The organism is Lutimaribacter saemankumensis (assembly GCF_900100005.1).
GTDB classification, from domain to species: domain Bacteria; phylum Pseudomonadota; class Alphaproteobacteria; order Rhodobacterales; family Rhodobacteraceae; genus Lutimaribacter; species Lutimaribacter saemankumensis.
This window is the reverse complement of sequence record NZ_FNEB01000015.1, coordinates 1-25959: the sequence shown is the minus strand read 5'-3', so window position 1 is coordinate 25959 and position 25959 is coordinate 1. Positions and strand designations below refer to the sequence as shown.

Sequence of the window (25959 nt, the reverse complement as noted above, 5' to 3'; positions counted from 1 at the left end):
GAGACAATCTCTTCGGGCTTGGGTCGCCTGTTTGCCATTCTCGGTCCTCCGTTTCCTAAACATAGTGGTGGACCAGTTCAGTTGGGGAGGCTCAACGGCATGCTGAAGTTCATCACGATCGTCGGCTACATCTGCATCTTCCTCGCCGTCACAGCCAGTGCCATGAACCTTGCAGCTGCTCTGATTCAACAGCTCCTGATCATGGGAATGCTGCTGGTGGTCGGGACGTTCCTCATCGAGGGGCCTAAAGACTAAATCGAAAAACATGTGCCCTGGGATTACCTAAAGACTGGGGCACATGAGCCGGGTTTGTGTCCGAGTGAAAGGAGTGTTCACTCGAGTGAACTCGGGTTCGACCTCTTAGCCTTTAGGGGTAGAACTCCGAAGGCTGCCGTGTGGGTGTCTTTCTGGCTCCTGATCCAGCCCAAGCATGGGGGTGTTTGGGTGGAGCTAGGCGTTGAAAAAGCCCTCAAGCACATCGGAACTTCCTCTACCTATAGGAGATCACTCACCATATCGAGACGAGACAGATAGCTTCTGCTTAACGGTGCCATTGGCTTGTCATTTGGAGAGTGAATTTCCACTCGAGTCGCTGAGAGGCTTCGTGAGTCCATTTTTTACCCGTTGTCTGGGGCATGTGCGCCAAACACCCCTAGAGGCGCTCAGTGGCGCTCTCATGGACTCTCAGCAGCACTGGGGTGCAGTCCGGTCGGCGGGATTTCCTCGAGCACTCTTTCGGGGAGGGCAAGCCTGTGCATTTCGGTGTGGTTTGGTGTGGCTCGATTTGGTGTGATCTGACCTGAACCAGCTCAGGCATGCAGCGGCCGTCTTCGCCGGACTGTGGAGCCAAGGGGAACCAGGAAGCTCGAACCAGGAAAGAAGCCCAACGCCACCCACTGGCGCCAAGCCTCGCGCGCGCCTGGTAGGGGTTTATACACTCCGATCCGCTCTCCCCCTTCTCTTCGTCTAGCGACAAACAAGGGGCCTCAAGAAAATGCGTCAGCATTTTCGCAGAGTGTCCCTTGTTTGGAGTGGTAGGAGTAGTGTTGACTGTTTATGTTGCCTAATCTAGATATATGTATAATCCCTTATATAACTTACTAAATAGAGTATATATAAGTATTAGCGACATCTTTCCTATGGTGGCTACGCCACCATAGGAAAGATGTCGCCCTTATGTAATATTATAACTACTTATAGATATCAGTAGAGCAGTAAGAAATGAACAGTATATGTTGAGTAGGATACCCTTAGCTTAACTACCCTTCCATGGTGGAGCCCCCTGGTTCGAGAGCTCGCGCTCAACCTCGCCGACAGGCCTCCCGAGGCCGCATTCGGGTAAGCCCTTTCTTCTGGTTCACGAGCCTTCCGCTGGAGCTGGCTTCAGCATTCTCCTGGCGCCCAGGCGGGTACTCTCGGGACCCCATTGAGCTCCCAGGTTCCTTCCTGGTTCCGGCGAAGCAACTAGAGGCAATGAGAGAGTCACTGAGCGCCTCTGACTCCATTCGGCCACCCATGCTCGGCAAGACGCCCAACACCCACTCAGCGAGTCTCTCAGGCGCTCTGCGGGCTATTTTCAGGTGCGTGCTGCCCCCCCTAGTTCGCGCGAAACGCAATCTGGATGGCCCGACTGAACGAAGATGCTAAGGGCTGGCAGAACCTCTCCCTAGAGTTGTTCCGGCTTTGACCAGACCAACATCCAGCGCCCGTGAAAAGATGTAACTCGTGGGGTCGATCGAGGGTGGTTATCGATGGTGCTGCTGTCGCCATGCCCACCACAGTCACCGAGCAACACATGAGGAATTTTTTCAGCAGCCTCTTGAAGGGCGGTGCGAGAGTCGCCTGATTTTAAGAGTACAGGATCCTCTAGATCCCTATACCTGATGTAAGAGTAGAGGATCCTCTAGATCCCTATAGCTATCAAAATGCTAGGTACTCTAGAGAAGCCCTTCCAGAGTATTCTGGGCAATACACACCCACTTGATTTTCGTGCCCCTAACCTGCGTCAGCGCATGTTGTGCAACTGACTGGTAGGTGGATGGCAAGAGCTGGATTGCGATGAGGCGAGGGCCTGCCTGCACACGCTCGAGCACACGACATCCAGCATCACACCACGCAGCGTGAAGGATGACAAGCCATGGCGTCGGTGAAAAGTCTTACCAGGACGGCCGCAGAGACGACCGATCTTGAACGGCGCGTTCTGGCCCATGAACGGATCCTGCAAGCTCTAATCGCCTACATGGCCCGTACCGAGCCACGTTTCGTCGATCACCTGCGAGAACGATTCGTAGAACCGATGAGATTGACCCAACGCGAACACGACTACCGCGAAACCGATGATTATGCGGAAAAATTCGTGCGCGCCGTGATTCTCCTCGGAGAAGTGCGCGTGCCAAAGGCGAAGGAGCCGGAAATGACCGACAAGCAACCCGTGCCACCGACTAGCAAAGGTGGACAGGATTCTTCCATGAACAGGCCACCGCGGCGTGGTGGAGCTCAGGTGCGCGAAAGAAACGGCATCTGGGAGGTGCAGGTCGATGGCAAGTTCCTCGGCGACTACTGCCAGAAGGAGCATGCTCTTGCCGCCGCTGCCTTGCACAAGTCGTTGCCCCGATGACCGGTAGCTCTCATCCGACAGTCCTGCAGGACTTCGCGATCCAGGTAGCCGAGAACGAAGGCATGCCAACGAGACCGAGTTCCAGGGGCTCCCCGCCACCGCCTGGGCCAACTCGACGGCTGACCGGAACGCTCACGCTTGGGCCATCGAAGACACGCGGGGTGACCGGCGGACTCTGGTCCGCCAAGGAGAAAGCGGCGATGAGACATCGGCTGGCGAGGCTGATCGCGGGGACGGCAGTTTTAGCGGGTATGATCGCGTCCTTCGCCTTCCCCGTCCTTGTGAAAGATGGCACTGACCCGATGCCTCGGACGCTCATCCTTGCAAGATGATCATGACATGACCAGGCGCGGCCGTGTGTCCGGCATGCGGGTCAGCATCGGGTACCGTCTGCGATACAGCTTTCCGCAACCGACGCCGCTGATCGCGCCGCTCAGCGTGCACTACTCGCGCTTTGGCGATCTGGAGCGTGCCAATTATCTAGTGATGGTCATGTCAGATTAACTTTGTTTGAGCCGGGCAGGGGGGCTTTCGTTGCTTCCGAGCATGACCAAACGCCCCCCGTTCAAGTGATTCAAAACCAGCCCTGAGATCATCCGCCTAGCGGTGATGCTCTATGTCCGGTTCCCGCTATCGCTCAGAAATTTCAAGGATCTGCTGCATGAACGCGGCATCGACGTCAGCCATGAAACCATTCGGTTCTGGTGGAACCGTTTCGGGCCGATGTTTGCCTCCGAGATCCGCCGGCGACGCGTTCAGCAGTTCCTGTCCTGGCAGACACGAGTTCGAATTAGTCTGACAGCACCACCTTTTTGTTTGCTTTGATCAATCAAGCATAGCTCATTTCGAAAAAAGTGCGGATAAACTAGAAACCGCGGCAAGACTTTTGATCCAAAACAACTCGCGCAGTCTAATTCTTGGTTAGAATCTCCCAGTGTTACAGCCGAATTGCTTTGGGAGTAGGGACATTGAATGAAGTTGAGGAAAACGAACTTTGGAAGACTGAAGAGCGATTTTGGATAGAGGGCGCTGAGAGTGCGAGAGCCATGACAGGAAAAGGCGCGGTTTTCGTTCTTCCATTTCCGCAAGGCATTCTCCAAGGCGACTCTATATGGCGAGAGGGCCTGATCGCACAGAGATGGCGGTCCGTTGTGTTTTCGGAACGTTATTTCAAGCAAGAGAGCGACGTTGCCGTTTTAGCATACCGCGTCTCAGCTGAGCGCAGTGACACACCAATCTATGAAGCCTTTTGTACATCCACCTATCTGCAGGATGATGGCCAGTGGCTAAGAATTGTGCATCAGCAAACGCCCGTATTGAACGGGTCTTAGGAGCAATTGATCGGACCAGATGCGCCCGACCGCTTGAAGGGCGATGCTCCAAGCCGCGTTTTTGCGCGGACCAAATATCGCTCAGTTAGGAAAGGTAGGCCAATGGCCAAGGCTTCGGCTCATCCAGGAGATCCACATTTCATTACGCGCAGCGGTTGGCTTCGCGCTGCTGTCCTTGGAGCAAATGATGGAGTTGTCTCGGTTTCGTCCCTGATTGTCGGGGTCGCGGCGGCTGATGCGACACAGAGCGCAGCGATTGTCGCAGGCATTGCGGGACTCTCAGCCGGTGCGATGTCGATGGCTGCAGGAGAATACGTTTCGGTTTCTTCGCAATCCGACACGGAACGAGCCGATATTGCGCGCGAAACTGAAGCGCTTCAGAACTTGCCAGAAGCTGAGCTTGCCGAACTGGCGGCAATCTATCAGGAAAAGGGGTTAAGCGAGGAGACATCGCTGTTAATAGCAAAGGAGTTGACGGCGCATGACGCGCTTGGTGCGCATGTCCGAGACGAACTCGGACTGTCAGAGGTCCACGCGGCCAATCCGCTTCAGGCGGCGATCACATCCGGCTTAACGTTCAGCATTGCCGCCGCAGTTCCCTTGTTGGCCGCATTTGCAGCACCGACAGGTTCGATCATCCCGGTTGTCCTTGTTGTTACCGTGATCGCCTTGGCTGCGTTGGGGGCACTGGGCGCAAAGGCTGGAGCAGCGCCCCTGCTGCGGGCGACTGTTCGTGTTGTGGTGTGGGGGCTGTTCGCAATGGCTGTCACTGCCGGGGTGGGCAGGCTATTTGGCGTGAGCGTTTGAGACGGGGCTAGAACTGCTTCCAGTCCTCCGGCAAAGCGTCAGGTTTCGCAACGAAATCCATACCTCGACAATGCGAGAAGCGGCTGTCAGCTTGTTCGTGGAGACATTGGCTCCGGCACCCTTGGACTTGCCTCCAATTGTCACTCTCGCAGTAATCTACATACTTCCTTCGGCGCTTACCCGGGCGGTCACCAACAACGCCGTGGCTGTCATGGTTAAACCGCTCGCGAATGGTGTTGCGGAAGAACTTGGTCTCAATCCAAGGCCGTTCGTCGTCGCCTTGATGTTTGGTGCAAGCGCGAGCTTCGCGACCCCGGTTGGCTATCAGACCAAAACATTGGTGTATGGCGCTGGAAACTACAGATTTGGCGATTTCCTCAGAATCGGTATTCCGATGAACATTATCGTCGGCGGATCAATGGTGGGTGCGATTCCAATCTTCTTCCCACTCTACATTTTCTGATCTTTATGCCCAACTGCGATGGCGTTTCCTGCTCGGGCTGCCAGAAGCGTCAGAAGTAGCAGCATGAGTATGCCAATTGCCGCAGAGATGGCAGATCCTGCTCGAATGCCCAACTTTGCAGCATTCAGGTCGGCTGCGCCAGGACGCCGTTCGTCATCCCATCGGGCGAATTGCACATCGTCATCAGGCTCGAAGTTGCCGAACCGCTTGTCCCGCTCGTCGGGCAGTTGAAGCAGCAGGTGGGGCAATGGGGAAGTTGATCGGAGGGGTAATCTGGGGTTCTCGGTGGTGGAACGTGTTCGGGTCAAAGCCTGCCCACGGAGTTGCCGCCGGTGATGATCCGATTGATGAGAGCGGCAACCGCTCGGTGCATCTCTGCATCCGGTCCGGCGTCGTTCTCGTGGGTCGCCGCGGCATCGCGGAGAACTCCTATGATCTCCTGCTCTGGCAGCAGCATGTGGTCGTTCATCGCCAGCAGAAGCGCTTCGCAGATCGACAGAGCCGCCAAGCCGGCATGATCTTTCTGGTTGGGCATCGTAGGCGTTCCTCCCTGCGAACTGGCGTGCATTTCCTTGGTGTGCCGGGGCGATCCGCAGCTTTGTTGCAGAAAATGTGCTAGGATGAATTGATATGAAGCAGTAGTTAGGCCAGAAATTTTCGCTAGTGCATCAACCATGACCTACCCAGCCATCGAGGGAGCACATGACCGTCGAGACGCACAGTCCGCTGATCCGCAAGCTTTCCGCCTTCGTCGCATTGTCGGAAGCCGAGTTCGGCGTGCTCGATCGTCTGCACCGGCGCCGGCGAACTTTCGTCGCTGGACGGGACATGGTGCATCAGGGGCAGTCGGGCCAAGTGGCATACATCCTGTCGTCAGGCTGGGTCTGTTCCTACAAGATCCAGGCGGACGGGACGCGTCAGATAGTCGATTTTCAGATACCGGGGGATTTTCTGGGGTTGCGTAGTGTTCTTTTGCGCACGTCGGATCATAGTTTCGAACCCATCGTGGACATCGAGGCTGCCGAAGTGCTGACGAGCGATCTACTCGATGCGTTCGCGCAGACGCCGCGCCTTGCGACCGCCATCCTCTGGGCGGCCTCAAGGGATGAGGCGATGGTTGTGGAGCATCTCGTCGGGATCGGGCGTCGGGACGCCGATGCGCGAATGGCGCATTTCCTGCTGGAGCTGGGATCGAGGCTTGCGCTGGTCGGTATGGGCAGCAGGGAAGGATTCGAATGCCCTTTAACGCAATACCACCTCGCCGATACGCTGGGGTTGAGCGCGGTCCATGTGAACCGCGTCCTGCGGCAGCTTCGCGAGAGTGGACTGGTCACCTTTCGGGAGGGCCGCGTAGCGTTTCACGACTATGTCGGGCTGGTGGAACTTGCCGAGTTCGATCCGGCATATCTAGACCAGACCGGGCCGCTCCTGAATTGAAAGGGTCGCCCTCCGTTGCTCGGCAGGCGACCCCAGATATTACATCAAACGATGGCGTTCATGCGAGGGCTTGGGTTGCCGCCTCGAGTTCCTTGTTGGTCTCGGCGTCGTTCTTGGCCGTATGCGCCTTCTCGGCTGCCTGGTAATGCTTCAGAGCAGCGTCTTTCTTTGGTCCGGAGGGCGCCTTGTCCCACGCGGCTTTCACGGACTTCATCTTCTCGGTAGTCGTGTTCTGTTCGGGAGTCATTGGAATTGTCCTTTCCTGGACGCTCCGAGAATAAGAAGCGTGTCGACATGCCGTCCTTTGGGAATCGACACGCCCACACGCTTCTCGGGTACTCGAAAAAAATGCACCACCGAATGCTCGGCGTGCACGTCTTACCTAACCAGCGTTGGAGCCACGCCGCACTGACGCAGGTTAGTCCCGCCTCTTGTGGGAGGTCGAATGCCTCTACGCTGGTCAGGTCACCGCAATTTCCTGGTGTGAGAACCTCAGCCATCGGCCGTCATTGTTCAGGTAGGTCGAGGCACAGAGCGCCTTGTAGATTGTCACGTCGACCTTCTCCGCCGAGACGCGATAGGTGAGAATTGCGATGTCATGATACCGTATCACGCCCCGTTCGACCATTATGACGGACCGCCACCCGGTCCTTTCACAAAGGTGGGTCCAGATCTGGTCGCTGTGGAGGATGCTAGGCTGATAGGGGAAGACCATGACGGCGTTGGTCGCTGTCGTTGCCCGTGCGTTGTCGGCGCATCTGGTCCAGAAGCGTTCCTCCATGTTCCAGAGAACGCCTTGTTCGCAAGGCGATAGCGTGCCGGATTTGTGTGCCGCAAGGGCCGGTCTCTGCGCGGTCTCGATTGAAGCGGTCATTCGCCTGACCCCGACCCGCCAGACGTGAAAATCTGAAACAGCACGAAGATGATCGCGAGCACTGCCCAGATTGCTCGGCTTTCCCTCTGACGGCCATCGGCCACCGTCGAGGCAGCGCGCTGCAGGGCGCCTGACGTCGGTCCTTCGGGAAGAAGCTGGCTCAAGTCTCGTGCGATTCTACCGTGATGGTTTTCGAGCGCCGGAACGTCCCGAAATCGAGCAAGCAGTGTCTCCAACCGCGCTCGCGCTCCGTCGTGCCCTAGCGTGACAAGTTCAGCGGTTTCGTGCCATGGGTCCAGACCGAGTCGCGCGAGCGTGGAGAGCACGGTCACGGCATAACCATTCTGGTCCTCGCCGACGGACGCATAGAGAAAACGATCGAACTCGAGCGGGTGCGGATTGAGTACATTTGGGTTGGCCATTGCCAGTCCTTTCTAAGATTTCAGGAGCACAGATCTTCCCAGTTTCCAATGGATACGCGCAGGTCGGTCTGGTCGCCCTTACACAGGTCAGTGCGGGCGACTACCCCCAGGAGGTCGCAATCAGTTCGGTGCACGAGACTAACTTGCATCAGCGCCCGTCGGACGTTTCCGATGTACAAGAAGAGAAATCGTTCGACTGGTCCGTACAGGACTCCAAGGAGCCGTCATTAGCGGCCAGCGACGGATCCGCCATAATCGTGGAGGTCAGAGATGAGGGTGCGTTCATCCAGTTTGAGGGTGACCTTCTTGCACCCGTTCAGCCTAGCCGGCATTCGGAGCGAACTTCCTGCTGGGGACTACGAAGTCCTGGTTCAGGAGGAACTTCTCCGCGGGCAAGGTTTCGAGACTTATCAGAGGATTGCAACCCATATGATCGTTCCTGGCTGTGGTGATCGGGTGGGTTGGATGGAACTGCACACGATATCAGAGAGCGACCTGAATAAGGCGTTGCGCCGGGACGCGAGCACATCCGAAGCGAACAATCATAGCGAAGCGGCGCTTTCCCCGCTGGAGGATACAACATGAACACTCCCAAATGGCTCAAACCCGGCATCTATGGCGCGGTGATTGGCGCCGCCGCCATCGGCATTTTCGGCTTCAGTTGGGGCGGCTGGGTGACTGGCGGAACGGCACGAGACAATGCGATGGCGATGTCCCATGATGCTGTCGTTTCGGCCATGGTGCCGGTCTGCCTGGACATGATCCGAACAGATCCCGAGCGAGTGGCAAAGCTGGCGGAAATTCGCGAAGCTTCGAAATACCAGCGTCGGGATGCCCTGATGGAGGCTGGTTGGGCAACTGTGCCGGGCACCCAATCTCCGAGCCGCGATATCGCACAGGCTTGCTTGGCTGCGCTTAATGTCGACACTATACTGGAGCGCCCGGAAAACGCGATTGAAGAGGGATGAGGAGCGCCATGCCGTTGGTCACCCCGGAGTCCACAGATCTTGAACGTCGTGTACTTGCCAATGAAAGGGTGCTTCAGTCCCTGATCGCTTTTATGGCGCGCACGGAGCCCCGATTTATCGATCATTTGAGAGAACGGTTTATCGAACCGATGCGCATGGCGCGGCACGAACACGACCATCGCGAAACCGATGACTACGCGGAAGAGTTCATCCGTGCCGTGATGCTAATCGGAAAAGAGCGTGTGCCGCAGCAAGATCAAGCGCAAGTGGATGCTGAACACCCTAAGCCACCGAAGGCGCCAGAAAGACCAGGGATGTCCAAGCAGAAATCAACGAGTCGCCCTGGAGTTCAGGTGCGTGAAAGAAACGGCATTTGGGAGGTAAAGGTCGATGGCAAGTTTTACGGCGACTATCACCAAAAGGAACGCGCCCTTGCGGCTGCGGCCTTGCTGAAGCTGTCTTCTCAATGACCAGTAGTGTGCGACTGACAAGAAAACAGGATTTCCGGATCGAGGTGGCCGAGAACGAACGTGTTTCGACTCGTACTACTTGCAAGGTTGAATTCCTACCTATGTCGGATGCTGGACCGCAAACGGGAATAGCGCGGTTTGGTTGTCAGTATGAAACTGTACCGACATGCAAATCTTCGACCGTGAGGGAAAAGCCGACGATCCCGAACAATCAACGACATCCCCTGAAACGGTTGATATCAACGTCGGCGGTCTTTGCTGGAGTTGCCGCATCTCTTGCGTTTCCGGTCCTCGCGCAGGACGGCACTGGTGCGGTTCCGCAGAATGCGGAGGTGCGGAGCTATGGTGGTGGCTGGGACTGCATACTCGGGTATCGGGTGGAGGGCGTAAAGTGCGTGCCCATCGACTTCCCAGAGAATGCTTATGCCACTGGGCGATCTTACGGGTCCGGCTGGGAGTGTAAGCGTGGTTTTGTAGAAGTAGGGCGTGCGTCCTGCAAAGCGATCCCCTTGCCCGACAATGCGTTCCTGCGATCCTCCGGCTATGATTGGCAGTGCGACCGCGGATACCGACGGGAGCGCGAGACCTGCGTTCCCATCGTGCTGCCAGACAACGCCTATCTGTCCGACGATACCTCGGGCTCCGGATGGACCTGCGAACGCGGTTTCACCGCCAGCTCCGGCACCTGCATTCCGATCGCCGTTCCCGAGAACGGGTATCTCACCAATGCGGACTACGGTGACGAATGGGCTTGCGAACGGGGCTTTTTTGAAATCGATGGCCGTTGCGATCCCATCGCGCTTCCGGCGAACGCCTTTCTGGACACGGCGTCCTACGGGCCGGGATGGCGTTGCGAACGGGGCTTCGAGGCAGTGGAAGGTGCATGCGCCGAAATCGATATTCCTCCGAACGCCCATCTTGACCGATCCGGAAATCGCTGGCGCTGCGACCGCGGTTTTCACCTATCGGACGGGGAGTGCGCTCTTGGACGATAGGGCGCCAAGATCGACGCCTGATGGCACGCCCGGCATCCGCATGCGGATAGGTTGTCGCCTTCGTTACCGGCTGACGCAGCCGACGCCGCTTATTGCCATGCTGAACGTGCACTATTCGCGCTTCGGCGATCTCGAGCGTGCCGACTATCTCGTGACGCATCCGAGCGTGCCGTTGGAAAGCTATCGCGACGGGTTCGGCAATTGGTGCACGCGGATGGTGGCCCCGGCGGGGGATTTCATTCTTTCCACTGACGGGATATTCCGCGACACCGGATTGCCCGATCCGACAGCGACCGAGGCCGCGCAGCACGCCGTTGAGGACCTGCCCTTCGAAACCTTGGTCTACCTTCTCGGCAGTCGTTACTGCGACACAGATCTTCTGTCGGAAGAAGCTTGGCGTCTGTTCGAAAATACGCCATCGGGCTGGGCACGTGTCCAGGCGATTTGCGACTTCGTGCATTCCTCGGTTTCGTTTGACTACATGCAGGCGAGCGCCACGCGCACGGCGTCCGAAACGCTGTCTGGGCGACAGGGCGTCTGCCGGGATTTCGCCCATCTCGCCATAGCCTTCTGCCGCTGCATGAACATCCCGGCGCGCTATTGCACCGGCTATCTGAGCGAGTTTGGTCAACCAAAGCCTTATCCGCCTGACGATTTCGCGGCTTGGATGGAGGTATTTCTGGGCAGTCGCTGGTGGGTCTTCGATCCACGAAACAACAGCCCGCGCATGGGGAGGATTCTGATAGCGCGCGGTCGGGACGCCGCCGACGTTCCTCTGACACAGACCTTCGGGGCGAGCACGTTGACCCAATTCAATGTTTGGACCTGGGACGTGCAAGACGACGCCATCGATGTGCCGCCCGACGCTCGAAATTAGGCAGGAGCAAGTCAACGCCGGTAGCGTCGGTTTGCCCTTCCTCGACGCGTCATCGGCTTGAATTGCCCGCCTGTTCGAAGAGGAATTTGTAGTAAGAAACCATAGTGGAGAAATGAGATGACCACCTCGATCAAGACGACCGCCGTGTTCCTTGAGCCGTTCCAGTTCTCGAGTTTCAACGAGACCCTGCCGCCGGGTGAATACGAAATTGAGACGCAGCTGCTAGAGCCGGTGGACTGGATCGACCCGGGCGACTGGACGTCGTCCGTTATCGTACAACTCCATCCGCGCACCTCCCATCCGGGGCTTGTTCGAACACTCACCGTTCCCCTAGCTGAACTGGAGAATGCAGTGGCCAAAGACAAGCTCACCGGTAAGGCTCTGACGGATTACTTTCTTGAAGAGATGCTTGCCGACCCGATGATCCGTCTTGTCATGCAGGCGGACGGGGTTGACGAGTCCGAGCTACGCGACCTCTATTCGGATCGGTCCCGAGCCGGCCTGGAAAGCGCAGGCGAAACGCGCAGCGCCGCCCCGCCATGCAAATGGACAGAGACGGAAGATACTGGACCGCGCGCTGGAAGCGGGCGCCCGGGCATCGGAGAATGACTTGCGGGTCCGCAATATTGCACCAGTTCCGGCCAAAAGCGGGTCGTGGTGAGGCTTTGGGAGCATTGCCGTGACGGATACCCCGATCAATCTTGACGGTCGCAGAAGTGTGGCCGCCCGACTTGAGACGGAGATGCGGCGGCGACCAACGAACGACTCCCCGTCTTTGGTTCTCTCGGCGCAACCGCATCTCGGTAGCCTCGAAGACCAGATATTGGCGTAACCGCCGCGGACATGGGTCGAAGTGATGGAGAAATGGCGGTTCCTTCTCGAACGGTATGCGGCAACACCGGCGGCCTGCGATGAACGAATTCAGAAATTGATCAGGAGGGCCATTGGTGACATGGAGCGGCTCCGGAAGCGTGAGGAGCGCAAGTGACGATGAAATCAGCGGACGCGGAAATCCAGATTACGAGGGCGGTCGCCGATATTCCCGCCGAGCGTGTCTGCCTGAAGTGCCGGTCGCCCTTCTGGAGCGAAGGGTTCGGTGAGCGAGTATGTTCGCGCTGCAAGGTTTCTTCCGTCTGGCGCGCGGCGATCTCCGAGGGTGGCGGACACGGGCGTCGGCGTTCCGGCGGTCGTTTGTCGTAGGTCTCGCCGATGCCATCGGTCACCCTCACGCACACAACTTTCTATCGGTATCGCACCGCTGTTTCACTCGGGCCGCATCGGCTGATGCTGCGTCCGAGGGAAACCCGGGATCTCAGCTTGACGTCCTTCGACTTGGAGATCAGTCCCGAAGCGCGCATTGATTGGTCTCACGACGTGGCCGGTAACGCGATCGCGACGGCACAGTTCGACGCGATGGCAGAGTCGCTTTCGATCCGGTCGGTCGCGCAGGTGGACCTACGCGCGCCCATCTGGCCGGTCTTCCCGATCGCCGCCTACGCCGCGTCTTATCCCTTTCCATACACTGTCGATGACCGAACCGATCTCGGGAATTTGGTCATGCCACAATATGCCGACGAAGCGGGGCGGCTACCCCATTGGGTAGAAGCATTCGTCATGGGACGGCCGACCGACACGCTTTCCCTTCTGAAGGACATCAGCAACGGTGTCACCGCTCAAATTTTTTACCAAAGCCGAGAGACGGAGGGCACTCAAGGACCGCTGGAGACCCTCGACCGGGGGTGGGGCTCGTGTCGCGATTTCGCCGTTCTCTTCGCAGAAGCGCTTCGGACGCTTGGCTTCGGCGCGAGGATCGTTTCGGGATACCTCTTCAATCCTTCAGGAGACGAGCTTGGCTCCGCGGACGCCGGCTCGACTCATGCCTGGGTCGAGGTATTCGTACCCGGGGCAGGCTGGATATCGTTCGACCCGACTAACAGATCGGTTGGCTCCACCAATCTCATTCCTGTCGCCGTGGCGCGTAGGATCGAGCAGGTTGCTCCGGTATCCGGCAGCTTCCATGGAATATCTGCCGACGTTTTGGCAATGGAGGTTAGGGTGGATGTGAGGGATTCCTGTCCGGTATCGGGTTCTTCATGGCGCCCCCGGTAGCTTGATGCCATCCACGATCGCCCGCTTCTGCTCGTCGCTTATGCCTGCCGAGTAGATGCCATAGGTCAGCCGGTTCTCCGACCGGGCCGATTGATGCCCGACCAGCGAGGCCGTGTAGTGCTCCGGCACCCCGGTCCGCTCACACTGGGTGATGAACCACTTCCGTGTCGAATGGAACACGAGGTCAGGACGATCGAGATCTTCATGAGGTCATCCTCCGTCGTTGCTTCCTATTTCAGTTACGGAGGGTTACTCGGTTTTTTGGGGGATGCGATTGCGATGCCGGGTGTGGTTACCCAACAGCGGACGCCTATGCGCACCGCAGCGAACGGCGGCTTAGAGCACAGAGCGGACTTACCTTAGGCTAACGTAACAGTCTGAGAAAGAGTGCATCCCGGCAATGTTGCGCCCGATCGAGATATTGGCCGCCAGCTTGTTCAACTAACCTTCGAGAGTCGTCGCCCAACTCAAACGCATACTCGGGCTGGGGCGGCTCCGATTACGAGGCCCATGCGGTGCAAACGACGAATTCCTCCTCGCCGCCATCGCCCAGATCCTCTTGGACTGGCCAAAATGGTGATCGAGGCGGGCCTCACGTCATGGCTAATCGAGACGGTCTCTTAGTCATCATCAGCCTCTTTTAGGGTGGGGCGCAATCCCACTCTAGACGACCACGCGGTGGCATTGTGGTGCGGGGCGATAACACATCACCCCACTGTCTTATTTTTCGATCCAACCGTCCGGCCTTGATCCGCGGGCCGTTGAAGTCATTTGATTATTAGTTGACAGTCAAGCAGCCCTTGCCCGGGGCTTCATCTCACACACTACAGCTATCTCTGCAGATGGGCGGTTCGCCCGCTGCCCTGCCCAGACGGAACCAAGAACGATGACGGCTCCGAGGCCCTGCACGAAAGAAAGGGACTGACCAAGAGCCACCCAACCCAGCATGACGGCGGTTACGGGGCTCATCATGCCAAGCATCGAGACAGCTCCGGGTTCAATCCGGGCAACGCCCCGGAACCAAAGCGCATAAGTGGCTGCTGCACCAATGAGACCGAGCCAAACCAGTCCTGCAAGGTTCGTTATCGTGAGTGGCGGCAAGGCTGGTTCGAGGATAAGCGCGATGGGGGCCAGTATCAGACCGCCAGCTGTGAGCTGCCAGGCCGTAAAGCTGAGCGCAGATACAGGCGGTTGCCATTTCCGGCTGAGAACCGTGCCCGCCGCCATCGACGCGGCACCCCCAAGTCCGGCCGCGACACCGACAGGGTCCAACGCAGCATCGGGACCAATTAGAAGCAGCGCTACACCCACGACACCCGCCACGGCTGCCGCGACCGCGCCCGCCCGGATTGGCGTGCCCAGCCACCCGCGTGCCATGAGGATCACCATCATGGCCTGCAGTGATCCCAGCGTTGCGGCGACCCCACCAGGCAACCTGTAGGCAGCCACGAACAGAAGTGCCCAGAACAGCGCGAAGTTAAAGCTACCGAGCAGGAAGACCCGTCCGAGCCAGGCGCGAGGCGGCAGGCAGCGCGTGAGGACGAGCAGCAGCAATCCCGCTGGCAAAGCGCGCAGTGCCGCCATCGTTATGGGATAGCCTGCAGGCAGCGCCTCGGTTGTGACAAGATAGGTACTGCCCCAGATCGCCGGAGCAAGCGCCGTGAGAAGGATATCGGTGGTGCGGGACATGGACATAACTCCTGTGCGTCGCTCACCAGAGCGCGTGAAGGTTCAGGCGCGGACGCTCGGGCCAGGGCTCAAGACCGATATCGCGCATCAGATGGGGTGGCAGGTCGCGCGGTACTCCCCGGCAGGAATGCCTGCGAGGCGGGAAAACACGGCGGAAGAACGGGATCGTCATTTTGACTCTCCTTTCAAGCAATGAGGCGCGCGGCTGCGCGCAGCTGGGCGCCCAGATCCTCGCGCGGTCCGTTGACGAGGCGGGTGCCGGTTTCGCGAACGATCAGGGTGGGGACGGAATGGACTTGCATTGTGCGGGCGTGTTGCCGGTCGGTATCGACCGCACGCACCGTGGCCGGGTCGTCGAAAACCTCGGCGAAGGCGGCTGCCTCAAAGCCCAGTTCGCGCGCGGCATGAAGCACGACCTCGTGGTCTGCGATGTTGCGCGCCTCTGTCAGATGCGCCTGCTGCAGGCGGTCGAACATGTCCCAATGGGCGTTTTGCCCCCCGAGCCGTTCGGCAGCCTTGCAACCAACCGCCGCTGTCATACCATGCGGGTAGTCGAACGCGGCTGACCGCATTGCGTCGATATCGACAAGGTCTGGTCGGTCGCTGACCTCCCGGCAGGCGGCCCAATGTCCAAGGATGGTTTCACGGGCGGCTTCCGGGCTGCCCCAGCGGGTGGCCATCTCGGCGCGGCTGGCTTGAAGGACAAAGGTGCGGTGCCGGATGTCGAGGCTGAACTCATCAGTCAGACTGCGCATCCGCGACGAGATGTTGAAGCACCAGCAGCAGACGACATCGTGGAAGAAGTCGATGGTGAGAGAGGGCATCACGCAGCCTCCTCTGCCAGGCTGGCTCCGGCCAGTCGCGCTGCGATCCGGGCGACATGCGCCCCTTGGAAGCGCGCACCGGCGAGGTCCGTTTCGCTGGGCAGGCGCGAGCCGTCCGCACCGGCGATGGTGCCTGCCCCGTAAGGTGCGCCACCCACGATCCCGTCGGCAGTGGTCTGGCCGGAGAAGGTGTAGGGCATACCGGCAATCAGCATCCCGAAATGTTGCAGCGGGATCTGGGTGGAGAGCAGCGTCGCTTCGTGCCCGCCGTGCTGCGAGCCTGTCGACGCGAACACGGCCGCGACCTTTCCCACCAGCGCGTTGCGGGCCCAAAGCCCACCAGCCTGGTCGAGGAACGATTTCATCTGTCCTGCCATCATGCCGAAGAGCGTCGGCGTGCCGAAGATGATGGCGTCATAGCTCTCCATGTCTGCCGGGCTCGCAACCGGCGTGTCGTCAGCGAGAAACCCGGCGTTCTGGCGAATTTCTTCAGGGACGGTTTCCGGCACGCGCCGCACGTCGACTTGTGTGCCTGGAATGCTACGGGCGCCTTCGGCTTCTGCCAGCGCTAGCGCGCGGACATGGCCATAACTGGAATAGTAAAGAACAAGTACCTTGGTCATGGGATCCTCTCGGAGCTATCGGTGTTCTGATGCCTGAGAAGATCGGGAATTGAGCGGGCCGGAATAACCGCCCGAGTGTCATTTCATTCTTTACGCTGGTTGAAGAATATCAGCGCCCCAGCGCCGCGCGCAGGTGGTCCAGAAATGCCGTTACCTTTGCGTCCATGCCCAGGCGAGATCCCGTTACCGCAAAAATCTCCGGTGCGGGTAGCTCCCATTCCGGCAGGACGCGAACCAGTTCGCCCCGAGCCTCGGATTCATTCGAAACAAAATCCGGCAGTGTGCCAATGCCCTGGCCCGCAACCAGAAGGTCACGCAGGACAAGGCTGTTACCGACGCGGATTGGCGGGTCCAGTTCGACGGATTGCGACCCTTGAGGGCCCTGAAGAACCCACGACGTCAGATGATTTGCTAGCAGGAAACCGATCACGCGATGCTGCGCAAGGTCGTTCGGTGTTGATGGGATGCCGGCATGCTCGAGGTAGGACGGCGCGGCAAAGACCCGCTGGTGTATGGTCCCTATCTTGCGCGCAACAAGCGCCGAGTCCGGCATTGCGGCTCGGATACGGATCGAGACGTCGAAGCCACCCTCGACCATGTCGACCACCCGGTCGTCCAAAGAGAGGGTCAGCCGCAAGTCTGGGTAGGCATCGAGAAAATCCGGCAGCATGGGAGCAATGACCGTCTGCCCGAATGAACTGGACGCGTTGACCTTAAGATGCCCACGCACAGCACCCGCACCCTCGCGAATGCGCGTTTCAACGCCGGTGACGGTGTCGAGGATGCCGATCACCTCGTCATAGTAGAGCCGCCCGGCATCAGTCAGCGACATCGAGCGGGTCGTTCGCGTGAGCAGCGTGGTGCCAAGACTCTCTTCGAGCAACTTGATCTCGCGGCTCAGAAGCGCGGGCGACACGCCAAGATCCTCTGCCGCACGCGCGAAGCTGCCGCGTTCGACGATGCGGCGGAAAGCTTGCATGACGGAAAGCTTGTCCATTCTTCTCGGTCGTTCCTCGTGGGAGCGCTCCTTGCGGGTCACATACGCCTCGATCCTATCACGGGCACGGCAAGGCGCGAACGGATTGCATTCGCGCCCGCCGATGGACCGCAACCGCCGCCTAGGCCGCCTGCCGAACCGCAACCCAGTCTACGATCGCCCGAGTGGTCTCGTTGGGCTTCTCCTGCTGGATCCAGTGGCCGCAGTCGATGCTGAGCACCTCCACATTCGGGACGAAATCCGCGAGAGTTTCGGATGGCGGGATCATATCCTGCGTCCCATAGATCATGAGTGCCGGCTGCCGGACAATGGGGTCCACATCCGCGAGGATGTGCCAGTTGCGATCCATGTTTCTGTACCAATTGATGCTTTCAGTGAACCCGGTTGTCTCGAAGGCCGCGATAAAGACGGCAAGATCCTCGCCGCTCATCACGGGATCGCCTGCGGGCGCCGCGGCCGTTGCGAGGTTAATCATCATCATGCCCGGCTCGTGCGGCGCAGGCGGCAGGTTCTTGCGGAACAGGTTGCACAGGAACCGACACGCGTTCGCATCCAGCACAGCGTCCGCGACACCGGGCTGACGGTTGAAGTGGACGAAATAGTTGTCGGCCCCGAATACGCTTTCCATCAAATCGATCCATGGCACGGTGGTGCGAGGCTGGTAGGGCAGCGCCAGGTTGATGATCCGGGTCACACGAGCCGGATGCAGGAGCGCCATGCTCCAGACAACGTATGCGCCCCAGTCATGACCAACGAAGGTGGCCGTCCTCCGTAGACTTGCCGCCGACTTCGCATTCAGCTGTCAGAACGTGTAGGACATACCAACGGTCACGGATACTGCGTCAATGTCATCCGCGATCGAATCCAAAGCTTTCTGCGCGTCGATCTTGGTGTAAAGGCGCGCATTGCCCGAAAGGTCGTAGGTCATACCTATCCCAAGGGTGGCAATCCCATAGTCTCGGTCACCCGTCGCAGCGCCAAACATCATGCCATTCAGTCCCGTGACCGACAGCCCAGGTGCCCCGACCGACTCTTCAGTGCGTCCGAGCGCCAGCGACCCATTCAGCTTGAGCGCATCAGAAACCCTGTATGTGCCAGCCAGACCGACACTTGCAGTACGCAGCGTGGCGCTCTGCTCAGACATGACGCCAGGGAAAGAGCCTCCGGTCTCCGTGTAGCCGTCGAATTTCGACTTGCTATACTGGTATGAGAAGAATGGTGAAATCGTTGACCGCTCGGACATCCCGAAAGCATAGCCCAGTTCAAGCTCAATACCGCGATAGGTGCCATCGGTGTTGCCACGCGACGTCTCCACTGCCGCCCCATTGGTGTAGTTGCGTACGACATCGGCCTCCAGCTTCAACGCCTTGGCAGATACAGACGCCTGAAGCCCTGTGTCTGCAGGAGCGTACGCGAGGAACGCGACACCGCCAAAACCATCAGCTTCCACAAAGCTGCCCAAGGTGCCTTCAGTCCGCTCCAGATCGGCAAGCTCTATGCCGAAGCCAAATCGCAGGCCAGAGCTGGACTCCCCGATGAAACCAGCCGTTCCGGCTGCGCTGCGCGCTTTCCCAGCAGAATCGTCCTGCCCCCACAGCGTTTCGCCATACGCAAACACGCCATAGCTCATCTCAGGAGTTCCAGCGAAGCCTTGGGCGACCACATCCTGAACCTCAGGCAGTTCGTAGGTGCGAGCAACGTCCGACAGCTGGCGAAGTCCTGCATGTCCCTGCCCTGCCACGCCGAGTGACAACTGCGAAACTTCCGTTACAGATGACTGGTAACCTGCAGGGGCAATAACGCCAACGACTGGCCGAGCCGCACTGGTGTCATAGATGGCGACAAAAGCCTCAGTTTGGTTGGACGTGTTCGACATGTAACCAGTAATGGTCGTCCCGTCACTGGATACGGCACGGGCTTCATAAAGCTGGACCCCATTCATATTCACGCCCTCGGCGCTCAACAGGTCGCTCAAAGACAGCATGCCGGCTTGTGCCGTCCAGCGAAAAACTTCGGTTTGACCCGAGGAATTCGTAGCGCTGCCTACAATTATGCTTCCATCATTTGAAGCAGCCCAAGCTCGGCTGTAATGGTACGAAGCATTAGTGCTCAGAAAGCCGAGCCCCTGCATACCAGAACTTGATGACCAGCGAAACGCCTCGGTCCGATTTGACGGATTCGAACTGTCACCGACAATTATGTTCCCGTCCCCAGAAATACCGAAGGCGCGACTGAACTGTGTCCCAGAACTGTTTAGGAAACCGAGACCTTGCATGCCCGAGCTTGCTGTCCAGCGAAACGCCTCCGATGTGTTTGACGAATTGCGGCCTTCACCGACAACGATGCTTCCATCATTTGAGACGCCCCAAGCTCGGCTGTAAGGTGAAGTAGAGCCGTTTAGAAAGCCGAGCCCCTGCATGCCAGAGCCCGCCGTCCAGCGAAATGCCTGATTTAAGTTGGACCCACTTCTGCTTTCTCCGACAATTGTGCTCCCATCGCCCGAAACAGCAAATGCCCTACTGTAAGGGAATGAAGAAGAGCCACTCAGAAAACCAAGCGCTTGCATACCTGAGCCTGCCGTCCAGCGAAACGCTTCAAACTGGCCGGAAGCATTAATGCTATCCCCGACAATCACACTCCCGTCGCCGGAAATGTCGAAGGCTCTGCTGTTCGGCGACAAAGAGCCACTCAGAAAACCAAGCCCCTGCATGCCAGAGCCAGCGCTCCAACGAAACGCCTCAGTTTGGCTTGAGGAATTACGACTTTCGCCAACTATCGTAGACCCATCGTCAGAGACGCCCCACGGATAACTGTATGGGCTCGTGGAACCCAAGAACCCCAATCCGTCAAAGCTATATTCCTCAGCGGCCACTGGCGGAACCGCGACAATTCCAGCCAAAACGCACGAGTGCAGAGCTTGCATCGCCGACCTTTTGGGGAAATCCACACCCAAAGATTTTATCTTGCAGTCGCCCGCTTTCGCCATGAGTGTATGCTCCCCTCAAGTTTCTTTTCTTGCGTTACAAATATCCGGCAAATCATAGTAAATAAAGGAAAATTTGAATTAATGATTTTTCCTTAGTGCTACTGCGTTGTCCGTTCGACGTCACATCGATCGTTTCGAACGTTGATAACGAAATGTGGCGGAACGAGGAACGAGCTGTGGAGAATAGACGATAGATTCTGTCGCTATTAGAACCCAACTGCCCCAACCGTTGCCCCTTTCGCCAGCGACCAGCAGCTTTTCGGTTCAGGATCATCGTAAGGCTTCGAATCCTACCACCCCAGCCACCATCCCCCGATACTTGAACCGATGACCCGCGCGGGATGCCGTCCGGGTAAAAGTGCCCCGAGGGGTGCCCCAGGCTTGGTGGTGGCATGGTGGAGCATTATAAACGAACGTGACGGTCGAAAAGAAAAGGCCCCGGTTTCCCGAGGCCATTTCCGTAGACTATGAAACTGGTATTATTTCTTGGACCTGCGACGAAGTCCGGCAAGCGCCCCAAGACCACCCAGCAGGAGGAGCCCACCTGCGGGGAGGGGGATGACGCCGGGGGGCACATCGACTGGAGGCTCGTAGCCTGGAGGTGTCTCTGGATCATCCTCATCGGGAATGTTGAATTCCTTCAGGTAGGTGTAGGTCACAAGCATCGACCCATTGATGCTGGTTGTTAAAGGAACGAACCTAGGATCAAAGCTCGTCACGGACGTCTCCATCCACGTGTAGATTGGGACCCCTCGAATGAATTCGTTCATTGGCAGGAAGTCGTCTGCCGATCCCTCTATCAAGAAAGCGGTTGCGCCTCCCGATCCATCTGGATCGATCAACTGGGGCGTATCCGGGATAATCGGATCCGTTGGTTCGAAAGAAAACCCATACGAGAGGAACGAGAAGGCCAGCGCACCTTCGCCAGTACCAGTCGCGGTCACTGGAAGCGTCTGAAAGCTGGAGACACTTGAAGAGAAGCCTCGGTTCAAGCTCTGAAAGCTCGTTTCGGCCAGAAGAAGGCCAGAGTACGGAATGGGGGTCGAAGCGACATACTGTGGCGCGGTCGCGACGTTGATCTGAAGCGAATAGAAGAAATCGACATCCACCCGTGTCAGCGTGCCCTTGTCAGGATCGAACTCGTCGTAAGAGAGTAGTTTGGGGGAGAGGCCATCCAGGGAAACACTCTGGAAGTCCTTCATCTCGACCGTAATGGTCGACGCGTTCACTTCGCTGACTGATAGAGCCAGAGCTAAAGCCGCAAGTAAGTATCGAAATTTCATGGTGCCCCCAAACTTATCTGTCGTCCCCGTTGCTCCCCACCGTTCCATGCTCGGTGCAAGGTTGGCAACGAAAAACACCAACGCAGGCGATCTCCTGCATCTAGGCGTTTGAAGGCTTGTCATAGCATGTGCAGGCAAACGTGTTTCACGTCGCGGGCGAATCGCCAGTAACCACGCAAAACAGCGACCTTTTGTTTCATTTTGGATTACAGTCAGTTTCCGAGGCATCGCGAACAGGGAGTGCTTTTCTCCTTTGTGGGGAAATAATTTCCGCCTCACCCGAGAAAGGAGTCCTTTGTCAGCTAAAATACACGCGCTGGCCTTTGCCTTAGGGATTGTGGCCAAATTATGGCATAGTTTCCCAGTCCTCCAAGCTTGGAGCTCATAGGCCTATTTTGGTGACATAACTCAACGATGAAAGGAATTTAGGGATGGTACGGAATAAAACTTTTCTTGGCGCTTTAGCGTTAGGGGCACTGGCGTTCTCTGGATTGGCGAATGCTGCAACTTTTTCGGGGACCGCGACCGGCGCATGGACAAACCCTGATGGTACATTCGGTTACGCGATCAACAATGCGGACGCTGGCGGAACCGCCGACGTCACTTGGGGCACCCCGATTTCTGGCTCGACGGATAATCTGTGGAGCTTTGATGGCGCGGGTTCAGATGGTGGGGCTGGCTGGACTGCCGGTGTTGGCTCTGTATTCTCTGTGGGTGATTTCTCCTACCGTAATGGCTCTGTAACAAGCACCAACTTTGCAGGAGCTGATCTATCCGTCACGCTTGCCATAACATCGCCGCTCAGTGTGACAGAGCTTTTTAGCTTCGAATTCGATGTGATAAACACTCCGAACAATACAGGTGACCCTGTTCTTGATGGCGATATTGCTTCGATCGTGAGCGGTGCGTCGAGCCAGACTTTCACCTACTTGGGAGACAAATACACGTTGAACCTGCTTGGCTTCTCAAGCGATGGCGGTTCTACTATCGTTTCAGGCTTTAACGTTCCGGAAAATGCGACGGCAGGAGCTTCGCTTTATGGCAAAATTACACTAGCTCCAATCCCGCTTCCCGCTGGAGCACCGCTTCTCCTGACCGGGGTCGCCGGGTTCGCTTGGCTGCGTCGGCGTAAGGCAAAAAAGGCCTGATACGGTTTCTTACTTGACTAAGAACGGGCGGGCTTCGTGCTCGCCCTTTTCTTTCGGACCAGCATGCCTAACCCAATAGCTCGTCACGGGTAGAGGGGCGCCATCAGCCGCAAATTTGGAGAAAACCTTGGGCTAGTGTAGTCTGTATAGAGTATTTAAGGGAAAAGCGATGAAACTATATATTTCCTTGGCTCTGGGTTTGATCTTAGCAACAGCACCGGCAGCACAGGCTATTACATTCCTATGGGAAGCCAATCTGCTCAGCGACCCTAACATCGACAGCGGTTCCGTAAGCACAGGCCTGTCGTCTGGCGACAAGATTAGCGGGTCCGTATCTTGGTCCGATCCAGGTTTCGATAATGACACAGCCGACCCTGATAAGACGATCTGGCTGACTGATGTTTTCATTTCCGCGACTTTGGGACACATCACGGCCCAGTTTCAAGGTGTCGAACTATCGTCTGTGTCGGTAGACAATGACCATCCTCTGGGCGGCAATCTAACCAGCACCGCTTCGATTGGTGCCACAGACAATGACGCGAACGATTTCGCGGCCCAAGACAACCGCCTCGCAGCGCCAGAACCAATTCTCATCAACGGTCGCGACATAGGTTTGGGTTATGCGTTTGCCAGCTTTCAATTGAGTACTTCGATCCCGGACTTTTTTGGAGCCGACGTTTTGCTCAATGAGACGATCGACATTTCCGACCTGGCGCTTGGACTTGTAAGCTTTGAGCTCTTTGAACAGCCGAACGGATCGAATTACACCTCCTTTACTGGCCGTTTGACGGGTTTTCGGCTCTCAACCGATCCTCCACCTCCTCCGTCAACCACCATCCCCCTACCCGCCGGAGCTCCGCTGCTTCTAACCGGGATCGCAGGGTTCGCTTGGCTGCGTCGTCGCAAGAAAGCCAAGAAGGCCTGATACGGCTTAACATGTGACTAGGAACGGGCCGGCATCGTGCTCGCCCTTTTCTTTGAGGCTATTCACTACCCGATCTTGGTCTTAGCTTCGCTTGAAGTGCCTAGCGCCCAAACTGGTGCATAACGAGACAGATAGACCACATGCTATTCATCTTCTTTCTTGTCGGAGTCCTGCTGATAGGCTGGTATATCCCTCAGGCTATACTGCGGCGTGCAAACTTCAGGTTCGCGGCGATTTTAGCCGTGGTCTGCGCTCTCGTTTCAGGCGCGTTGTTTATTTGGCTGGGGGCTAAGAGCGCGGGGTTGATCGGCATAGGAGACGCCGCAGCAGAGTTCGAACGCGGCTTCAACGCCTGGAAGATCATGATCTTCTTGGCTCCCGCATCTGCTATCCAGGCACAGAGCCGAAAGAAAAACCGAGGGGCTTAACTACTGCGGGTCGCCTATACTGAGCGTCCTGCGGTTCACGCGAAAGATTCCTGTTCAGGCGTCGACACCTCCTAACCGCCTTTAGCCGAGTTCTTTCTGACAAAACTGTTTCAACGATTGCGGCAGATCAAAGAATGAGAAGCGCATCGGCTGTAGCTTTATATTGAGTTCGATAAACGGAGGAAGTCGTAACTTGGCATTAACCTATCGCAAACCCGATCAAGAGGACGTTGAAACGCGCGTCGGTCTGTGGCGAAGAATGCTGAGCGTATTGGGCATCGACCTCCCGAAGCGACGACTTCCAAGGGCTGTGGAAGATGAAGTCCGAGAGAGTATGATCAACTGTCAGAAATGCGAACATACGATCGACTGCATGAAGTGGCTGGAAGATCCTACAGACATAGCATCGCCGTTAGAATTTTGCCTCAACCGTGAAATCTTTCCTCGGCTTGCAGCGGCGCAATAGTTGGATCGGCTGTTGCTAGAATGCGCATCTGGCTTGGATGTAGTCCCACTTGGTCGCGTGATTTCGGATTCTCGCGAGCTAAAAAATGTGTTATTCTAACTCAGTTAAGTTGCTTTCATCTTTATCTCCCTATGGAACTCCCTTGGCATCCAGCCAAGGGTTTTTCATCGCTGGAGCCCGCATCCAGGCCAAACCGAATACTGTCCTTGCCTCCAGGAGAATGAAAACCCGCGCCGAAAATACGACGCGGGCGATTTCAATCAGGGGGACAGATCATGAAATCAGTGCGGCTCTCGTCTAATCCGCACTTCTAAATATTAGCATCCTGAGGCGGTCCGAGATTTGACCGAAATCAAATGCCAAATGCGCCGCTGCTCCCAGAAAAAAACCGAGAAACCCTCCGTATCTGAAATAGGAAGCAACTACGGAGGATGACCTCATGAAGACCCTAGCAGCCCTCGGCGTTCTCGCCGGGGGTTTTCTTTTGCAGCCCACACCGAAGGCTGTCGCATCCACCCTGCTCTGGCTCGCGTCACGGGCCCACCCTGCCCTGTCAGCCCTCGTTCTGGTGCTGATGGTGTCCGCCTGGAGGACCGATGATGACGATTGACCCAGGAAGCATTGTCACGATCCTGGCCTTCGATGACGTGCCCGAGCATCAGTTCCGCGTGGACGAGGTGTTCGAGGACGGTGTCGGTGGCATCGCCATGACAGGACCGCTGGCGGGGGATTACGGCGAAACGGACTGGTCGCTGATCAAGAAGGTTCAGGCTGGGATCACCCATAACCCTGCCCCCCCCTGAACCCTTTCAAGAAATCGCAATCAACAACGAACTTGGGGCCTTTGCCCTAAAAAGGAGGAGCTATGCGCATTCAGTACGCGTATCTCAAGCAACAGACGCGGCTCTATCGCCGCGACTACACCAAGGCGCTGCAGACGGTGCTCGGTCACGCGTCCCTTTTTTTCAGCGCTACTCATCTGGTCAGCATCACCGTGTGGCGAGCAGGCTCGAAAACTCTCAAGGCACGTCACGTCACCGGCCGGCTCGCATTGCGGCTCATTGCAGGATTTCGCGCAACTCTGTTCTGCCTGTCTCGGCAGTGCCCTGATCGCAAATGCTCGGAAGCGTCACCCGGAATGTTGAACCCATGCCGACTGTACTTGATACAGAAATAGATCCGCCGTGTTTTTCTGCGATATCACGAGAAATCGCCAACCC

Annotated in this window: 31 protein-coding genes and 1 pseudogene; 18 read left to right on the top strand and 14 right to left on the bottom strand. The window is 57.4% G+C overall.

Features of this window, described 5'->3' with window-relative positions; genetic code table 11:
• The 6 genes and pseudogenes from BLT50_RS19505 to BLT50_RS17890 all read left to right on the top strand — a co-directional run.
• Positions 1 to 255, top strand: a 255-nt coding sequence (locus tag BLT50_RS19505) for a hypothetical protein (protein ID WP_217629249.1), incomplete at its 5' end; no start/stop codon positions are given.
• A 1882-nt stretch (positions 256 to 2137) separates the two neighbouring features.
• Complete coding sequence (locus tag BLT50_RS17910; RefSeq protein WP_090030524.1) at positions 2138 to 2617, top strand: hypothetical protein; 480 nt, start codon at positions 2138 to 2140, stop codon at positions 2615 to 2617.
• A 339-nt stretch (positions 2618 to 2956) separates the two neighbouring features.
• Positions 2957 to 3121: a hypothetical protein gene (locus tag BLT50_RS19415; protein ID WP_175491527.1), complete on the top strand. Its 165-nt coding sequence runs from the start codon at positions 2957 to 2959 to the stop codon at positions 3119 to 3121.
• 87 nt (positions 3122 to 3208) lie between these two features.
• Positions 3209 to 3394, top strand: a pseudogene (locus tag BLT50_RS17905) (IS6 family transposase); the annotation flags it as partial.
• Between the two features lie 656 nt (positions 3395 to 4050).
• Positions 4051 to 4755 carry a VIT1/CCC1 transporter family protein gene (locus BLT50_RS17895; RefSeq protein WP_090030522.1) on the top strand — a complete coding sequence of 235 codons (705 nt, stop codon included), beginning with the start codon at positions 4051 to 4053 and terminating at the stop codon, positions 4753 to 4755.
• Positions 4756 to 4957: 202 nt separating this feature from the next.
• Positions 4958 to 5218 carry a hypothetical protein gene (locus tag BLT50_RS17890; protein ID WP_425433977.1) on the top strand — a complete coding sequence of 87 codons (261 nt, stop codon included), beginning with the start codon at positions 4958 to 4960 and terminating at the stop codon, positions 5216 to 5218.
• A 304-nt stretch (positions 5219 to 5522) separates the two neighbouring features.
• Here the strand turns inward: BLT50_RS17890 and BLT50_RS17880 are convergent, their stop codons facing one another.
• Positions 5523 to 5753 (bottom strand): hypothetical protein, encoded by a 231-nt coding sequence (locus BLT50_RS17880; RefSeq protein WP_090030518.1) that lies wholly within the window; start codon positions 5751 to 5753, stop codon positions 5523 to 5525.
• Between the two features lie 167 nt (positions 5754 to 5920).
• Between BLT50_RS17880 and BLT50_RS17875 the strand changes: the two genes are divergently transcribed.
• Positions 5921 to 6655, top strand: a complete 735-nt coding sequence (locus tag BLT50_RS17875) for a Crp/Fnr family transcriptional regulator (RefSeq protein ID WP_090030516.1) — start codon at positions 5921 to 5923, stop codon at positions 6653 to 6655.
• Between the two features lie 58 nt (positions 6656 to 6713).
• Here the strand turns inward: BLT50_RS17875 and BLT50_RS17870 are convergent, their stop codons facing one another.
• The 3 genes from BLT50_RS17870 to BLT50_RS17860 all read right to left on the bottom strand — a co-directional run bounded on the left by BLT50_RS17870 (position 6714) and on the right by BLT50_RS17860 (position 7951).
• The gene (locus BLT50_RS17870) at positions 6714 to 6902 is read right to left on the bottom strand and encodes a hypothetical protein (protein ID WP_090030514.1); all 189 of its coding nucleotides are present in this window, start codon (positions 6900 to 6902) and stop codon (positions 6714 to 6716) included.
• Between the two features lie 213 nt (positions 6903 to 7115).
• Entirely contained in the window at positions 7116 to 7529 is a 414-nt protein-coding gene (locus BLT50_RS17865; protein WP_245723453.1) for a hypothetical protein, read from the bottom strand.
• Complete coding sequence (locus tag BLT50_RS17860) at positions 7526 to 7951, bottom strand: hypothetical protein (RefSeq protein ID WP_090030512.1); 426 nt, start codon at positions 7949 to 7951, stop codon at positions 7526 to 7528. The genes BLT50_RS17865 and BLT50_RS17860 overlap by 4 nt, the downstream gene beginning before the upstream one ends.
• A 581-nt stretch (positions 7952 to 8532) precedes the next feature.
• On the opposite strand from BLT50_RS17860, the gene BLT50_RS17850 reads away from it, so the two are divergent.
• The 6 genes from BLT50_RS17850 to BLT50_RS17825 all read left to right on the top strand — a co-directional run bounded on the left by BLT50_RS17850 (position 8533) and on the right by BLT50_RS17825 (position 13370).
• Positions 8533 to 8919, top strand: a complete 387-nt coding sequence (locus BLT50_RS17850; RefSeq protein ID WP_090030510.1) for a hypothetical protein — start codon at positions 8533 to 8535, stop codon at positions 8917 to 8919.
• Between the two features lie 8 nt (positions 8920 to 8927).
• The gene (locus BLT50_RS17845) at positions 8928 to 9389 is read left to right on the top strand and encodes a hypothetical protein (protein WP_090030530.1); all 462 of its coding nucleotides are present in this window, start codon (positions 8928 to 8930) and stop codon (positions 9387 to 9389) included.
• Positions 9390 to 9898: 509 nt separating this feature from the next.
• Positions 9899 to 10384 (top strand): hypothetical protein, encoded by a 486-nt coding sequence (locus BLT50_RS19410; protein ID WP_090030508.1) that lies wholly within the window; start codon positions 9899 to 9901, stop codon positions 10382 to 10384.
• Between the two features lie 34 nt (positions 10385 to 10418).
• Positions 10419 to 11261: a transglutaminase-like domain-containing protein gene (locus BLT50_RS17835; RefSeq protein ID WP_090030528.1), complete on the top strand. Its 843-nt coding sequence runs from the start codon at positions 10419 to 10421 to the stop codon at positions 11259 to 11261.
• A 117-nt stretch (positions 11262 to 11378) separates the two neighbouring features.
• On the top strand, positions 11379 to 11870 hold the full coding sequence (locus BLT50_RS17830) for a hypothetical protein (protein WP_175491526.1): 492 nt from the start codon (positions 11379 to 11381) through the stop codon (positions 11868 to 11870).
• 600 nt (positions 11871 to 12470) lie between these two features.
• Positions 12471 to 13370, top strand: coding sequence for a transglutaminase family protein (locus BLT50_RS17825; RefSeq protein ID WP_090030506.1), 900 nt, complete (start codon positions 12471 to 12473; stop codon positions 13368 to 13370).
• Here the strand turns inward: BLT50_RS17825 and BLT50_RS17820 are convergent.
• The 9 genes from BLT50_RS17820 to BLT50_RS19640 all read right to left on the bottom strand — a co-directional run bounded on the left by BLT50_RS17820 (position 13353) and on the right by BLT50_RS19640 (position 21850).
• Entirely contained in the window at positions 13353 to 13499 is a 147-nt protein-coding gene (locus BLT50_RS17820) for a hypothetical protein (RefSeq protein ID WP_245723451.1), read from the bottom strand. The genes BLT50_RS17825 and BLT50_RS17820 overlap by 18 nt on opposite strands.
• Before the next feature lie 660 nt (positions 13500 to 14159).
• Complete coding sequence (locus tag BLT50_RS17815) at positions 14160 to 15059, bottom strand: EamA family transporter (RefSeq protein ID WP_090030526.1); 900 nt, start codon at positions 15057 to 15059, stop codon at positions 14160 to 14162.
• A 22-nt stretch (positions 15060 to 15081) separates the two neighbouring features.
• Positions 15082 to 15231 carry a hypothetical protein gene (locus tag BLT50_RS19405; RefSeq protein ID WP_175491525.1) on the bottom strand — a complete coding sequence of 50 codons (150 nt, stop codon included), beginning with the start codon at positions 15229 to 15231 and terminating at the stop codon, positions 15082 to 15084.
• 13 nt (positions 15232 to 15244) lie between these two features.
• Positions 15245 to 15883, bottom strand: coding sequence for a DsbA family oxidoreductase (locus BLT50_RS17810; protein WP_090030504.1), 639 nt, complete (start codon positions 15881 to 15883; stop codon positions 15245 to 15247).
• Positions 15883 to 16506, bottom strand: coding sequence for an NAD(P)H:quinone oxidoreductase (wrbA, locus tag BLT50_RS17805; RefSeq protein WP_090030502.1), 624 nt, complete (start codon positions 16504 to 16506; stop codon positions 15883 to 15885). Before wrbA ends, BLT50_RS17810 begins: the two co-directional genes overlap by 1 nt.
• A gap of 109 nt (positions 16507 to 16615) precedes the next feature.
• Positions 16616 to 17503, bottom strand: coding sequence for a LysR family transcriptional regulator (locus BLT50_RS17800; RefSeq protein ID WP_090030500.1), 888 nt, complete (start codon positions 17501 to 17503; stop codon positions 16616 to 16618).
• A gap of 121 nt (positions 17504 to 17624) precedes the next feature.
• Positions 17625 to 18302: an alpha/beta fold hydrolase gene (locus BLT50_RS17795; RefSeq protein ID WP_342706713.1), complete on the bottom strand. Its 678-nt coding sequence runs from the start codon at positions 18300 to 18302 to the stop codon at positions 17625 to 17627.
• A 3-nt stretch (positions 18303 to 18305) separates the two neighbouring features.
• Positions 18306 to 20426, bottom strand: coding sequence for an autotransporter domain-containing protein (locus BLT50_RS17790; protein WP_281241660.1), 2121 nt, complete (start codon positions 20424 to 20426; stop codon positions 18306 to 18308).
• Positions 20427 to 20968: 542 nt separating this feature from the next.
• Positions 20969 to 21850 (bottom strand): VPLPA-CTERM sorting domain-containing protein, encoded by an 882-nt coding sequence (locus BLT50_RS19640; protein WP_245723448.1) that lies wholly within the window; start codon positions 21848 to 21850, stop codon positions 20969 to 20971.
• Between the two features lie 353 nt (positions 21851 to 22203).
• Between BLT50_RS19640 and BLT50_RS19635 the strand changes: the two genes are divergently transcribed.
• The 5 genes from BLT50_RS19635 to BLT50_RS17765 all read left to right on the top strand — a co-directional run bounded on the left by BLT50_RS19635 (position 22204) and on the right by BLT50_RS17765 (position 25542).
• Positions 22204 to 22920 carry a choice-of-anchor K domain-containing protein gene (locus BLT50_RS19635; protein WP_090030494.1) on the top strand — a complete coding sequence of 239 codons (717 nt, stop codon included), beginning with the start codon at positions 22204 to 22206 and terminating at the stop codon, positions 22918 to 22920.
• 169 nt (positions 22921 to 23089) lie between these two features.
• A complete protein-coding gene (locus BLT50_RS17775; protein WP_090030493.1) occupies positions 23090 to 23845 on the top strand; it encodes a VPLPA-CTERM sorting domain-containing protein in 756 nt (251 codons plus the stop codon).
• 140 nt (positions 23846 to 23985) lie between these two features.
• The gene (locus tag BLT50_RS17770; protein WP_090030491.1) at positions 23986 to 24273 is read left to right on the top strand and encodes a hypothetical protein; all 288 of its coding nucleotides are present in this window, start codon (positions 23986 to 23988) and stop codon (positions 24271 to 24273) included.
• A gap of 163 nt (positions 24274 to 24436) precedes the next feature.
• Positions 24437 to 24739, top strand: a complete 303-nt coding sequence (locus tag BLT50_RS19800; protein WP_425433976.1) for a DUF6455 family protein — start codon at positions 24437 to 24439, stop codon at positions 24737 to 24739.
• A 596-nt stretch (positions 24740 to 25335) separates the two neighbouring features.
• The gene (locus BLT50_RS17765) at positions 25336 to 25542 is read left to right on the top strand and encodes a hypothetical protein (RefSeq protein ID WP_090030489.1); all 207 of its coding nucleotides are present in this window, start codon (positions 25336 to 25338) and stop codon (positions 25540 to 25542) included.
• Between the two features lie 255 nt (positions 25543 to 25797).
• On the opposite strand, the gene BLT50_RS19740 is transcribed toward BLT50_RS17765, so the two are convergent.
• A complete protein-coding gene (locus tag BLT50_RS19740; RefSeq protein ID WP_342706712.1) occupies positions 25798 to 25956 on the bottom strand; it encodes a hypothetical protein in 159 nt (52 codons plus the stop codon).
• Between the last annotated feature and the right edge of the window lie 3 nt (positions 25957 to 25959).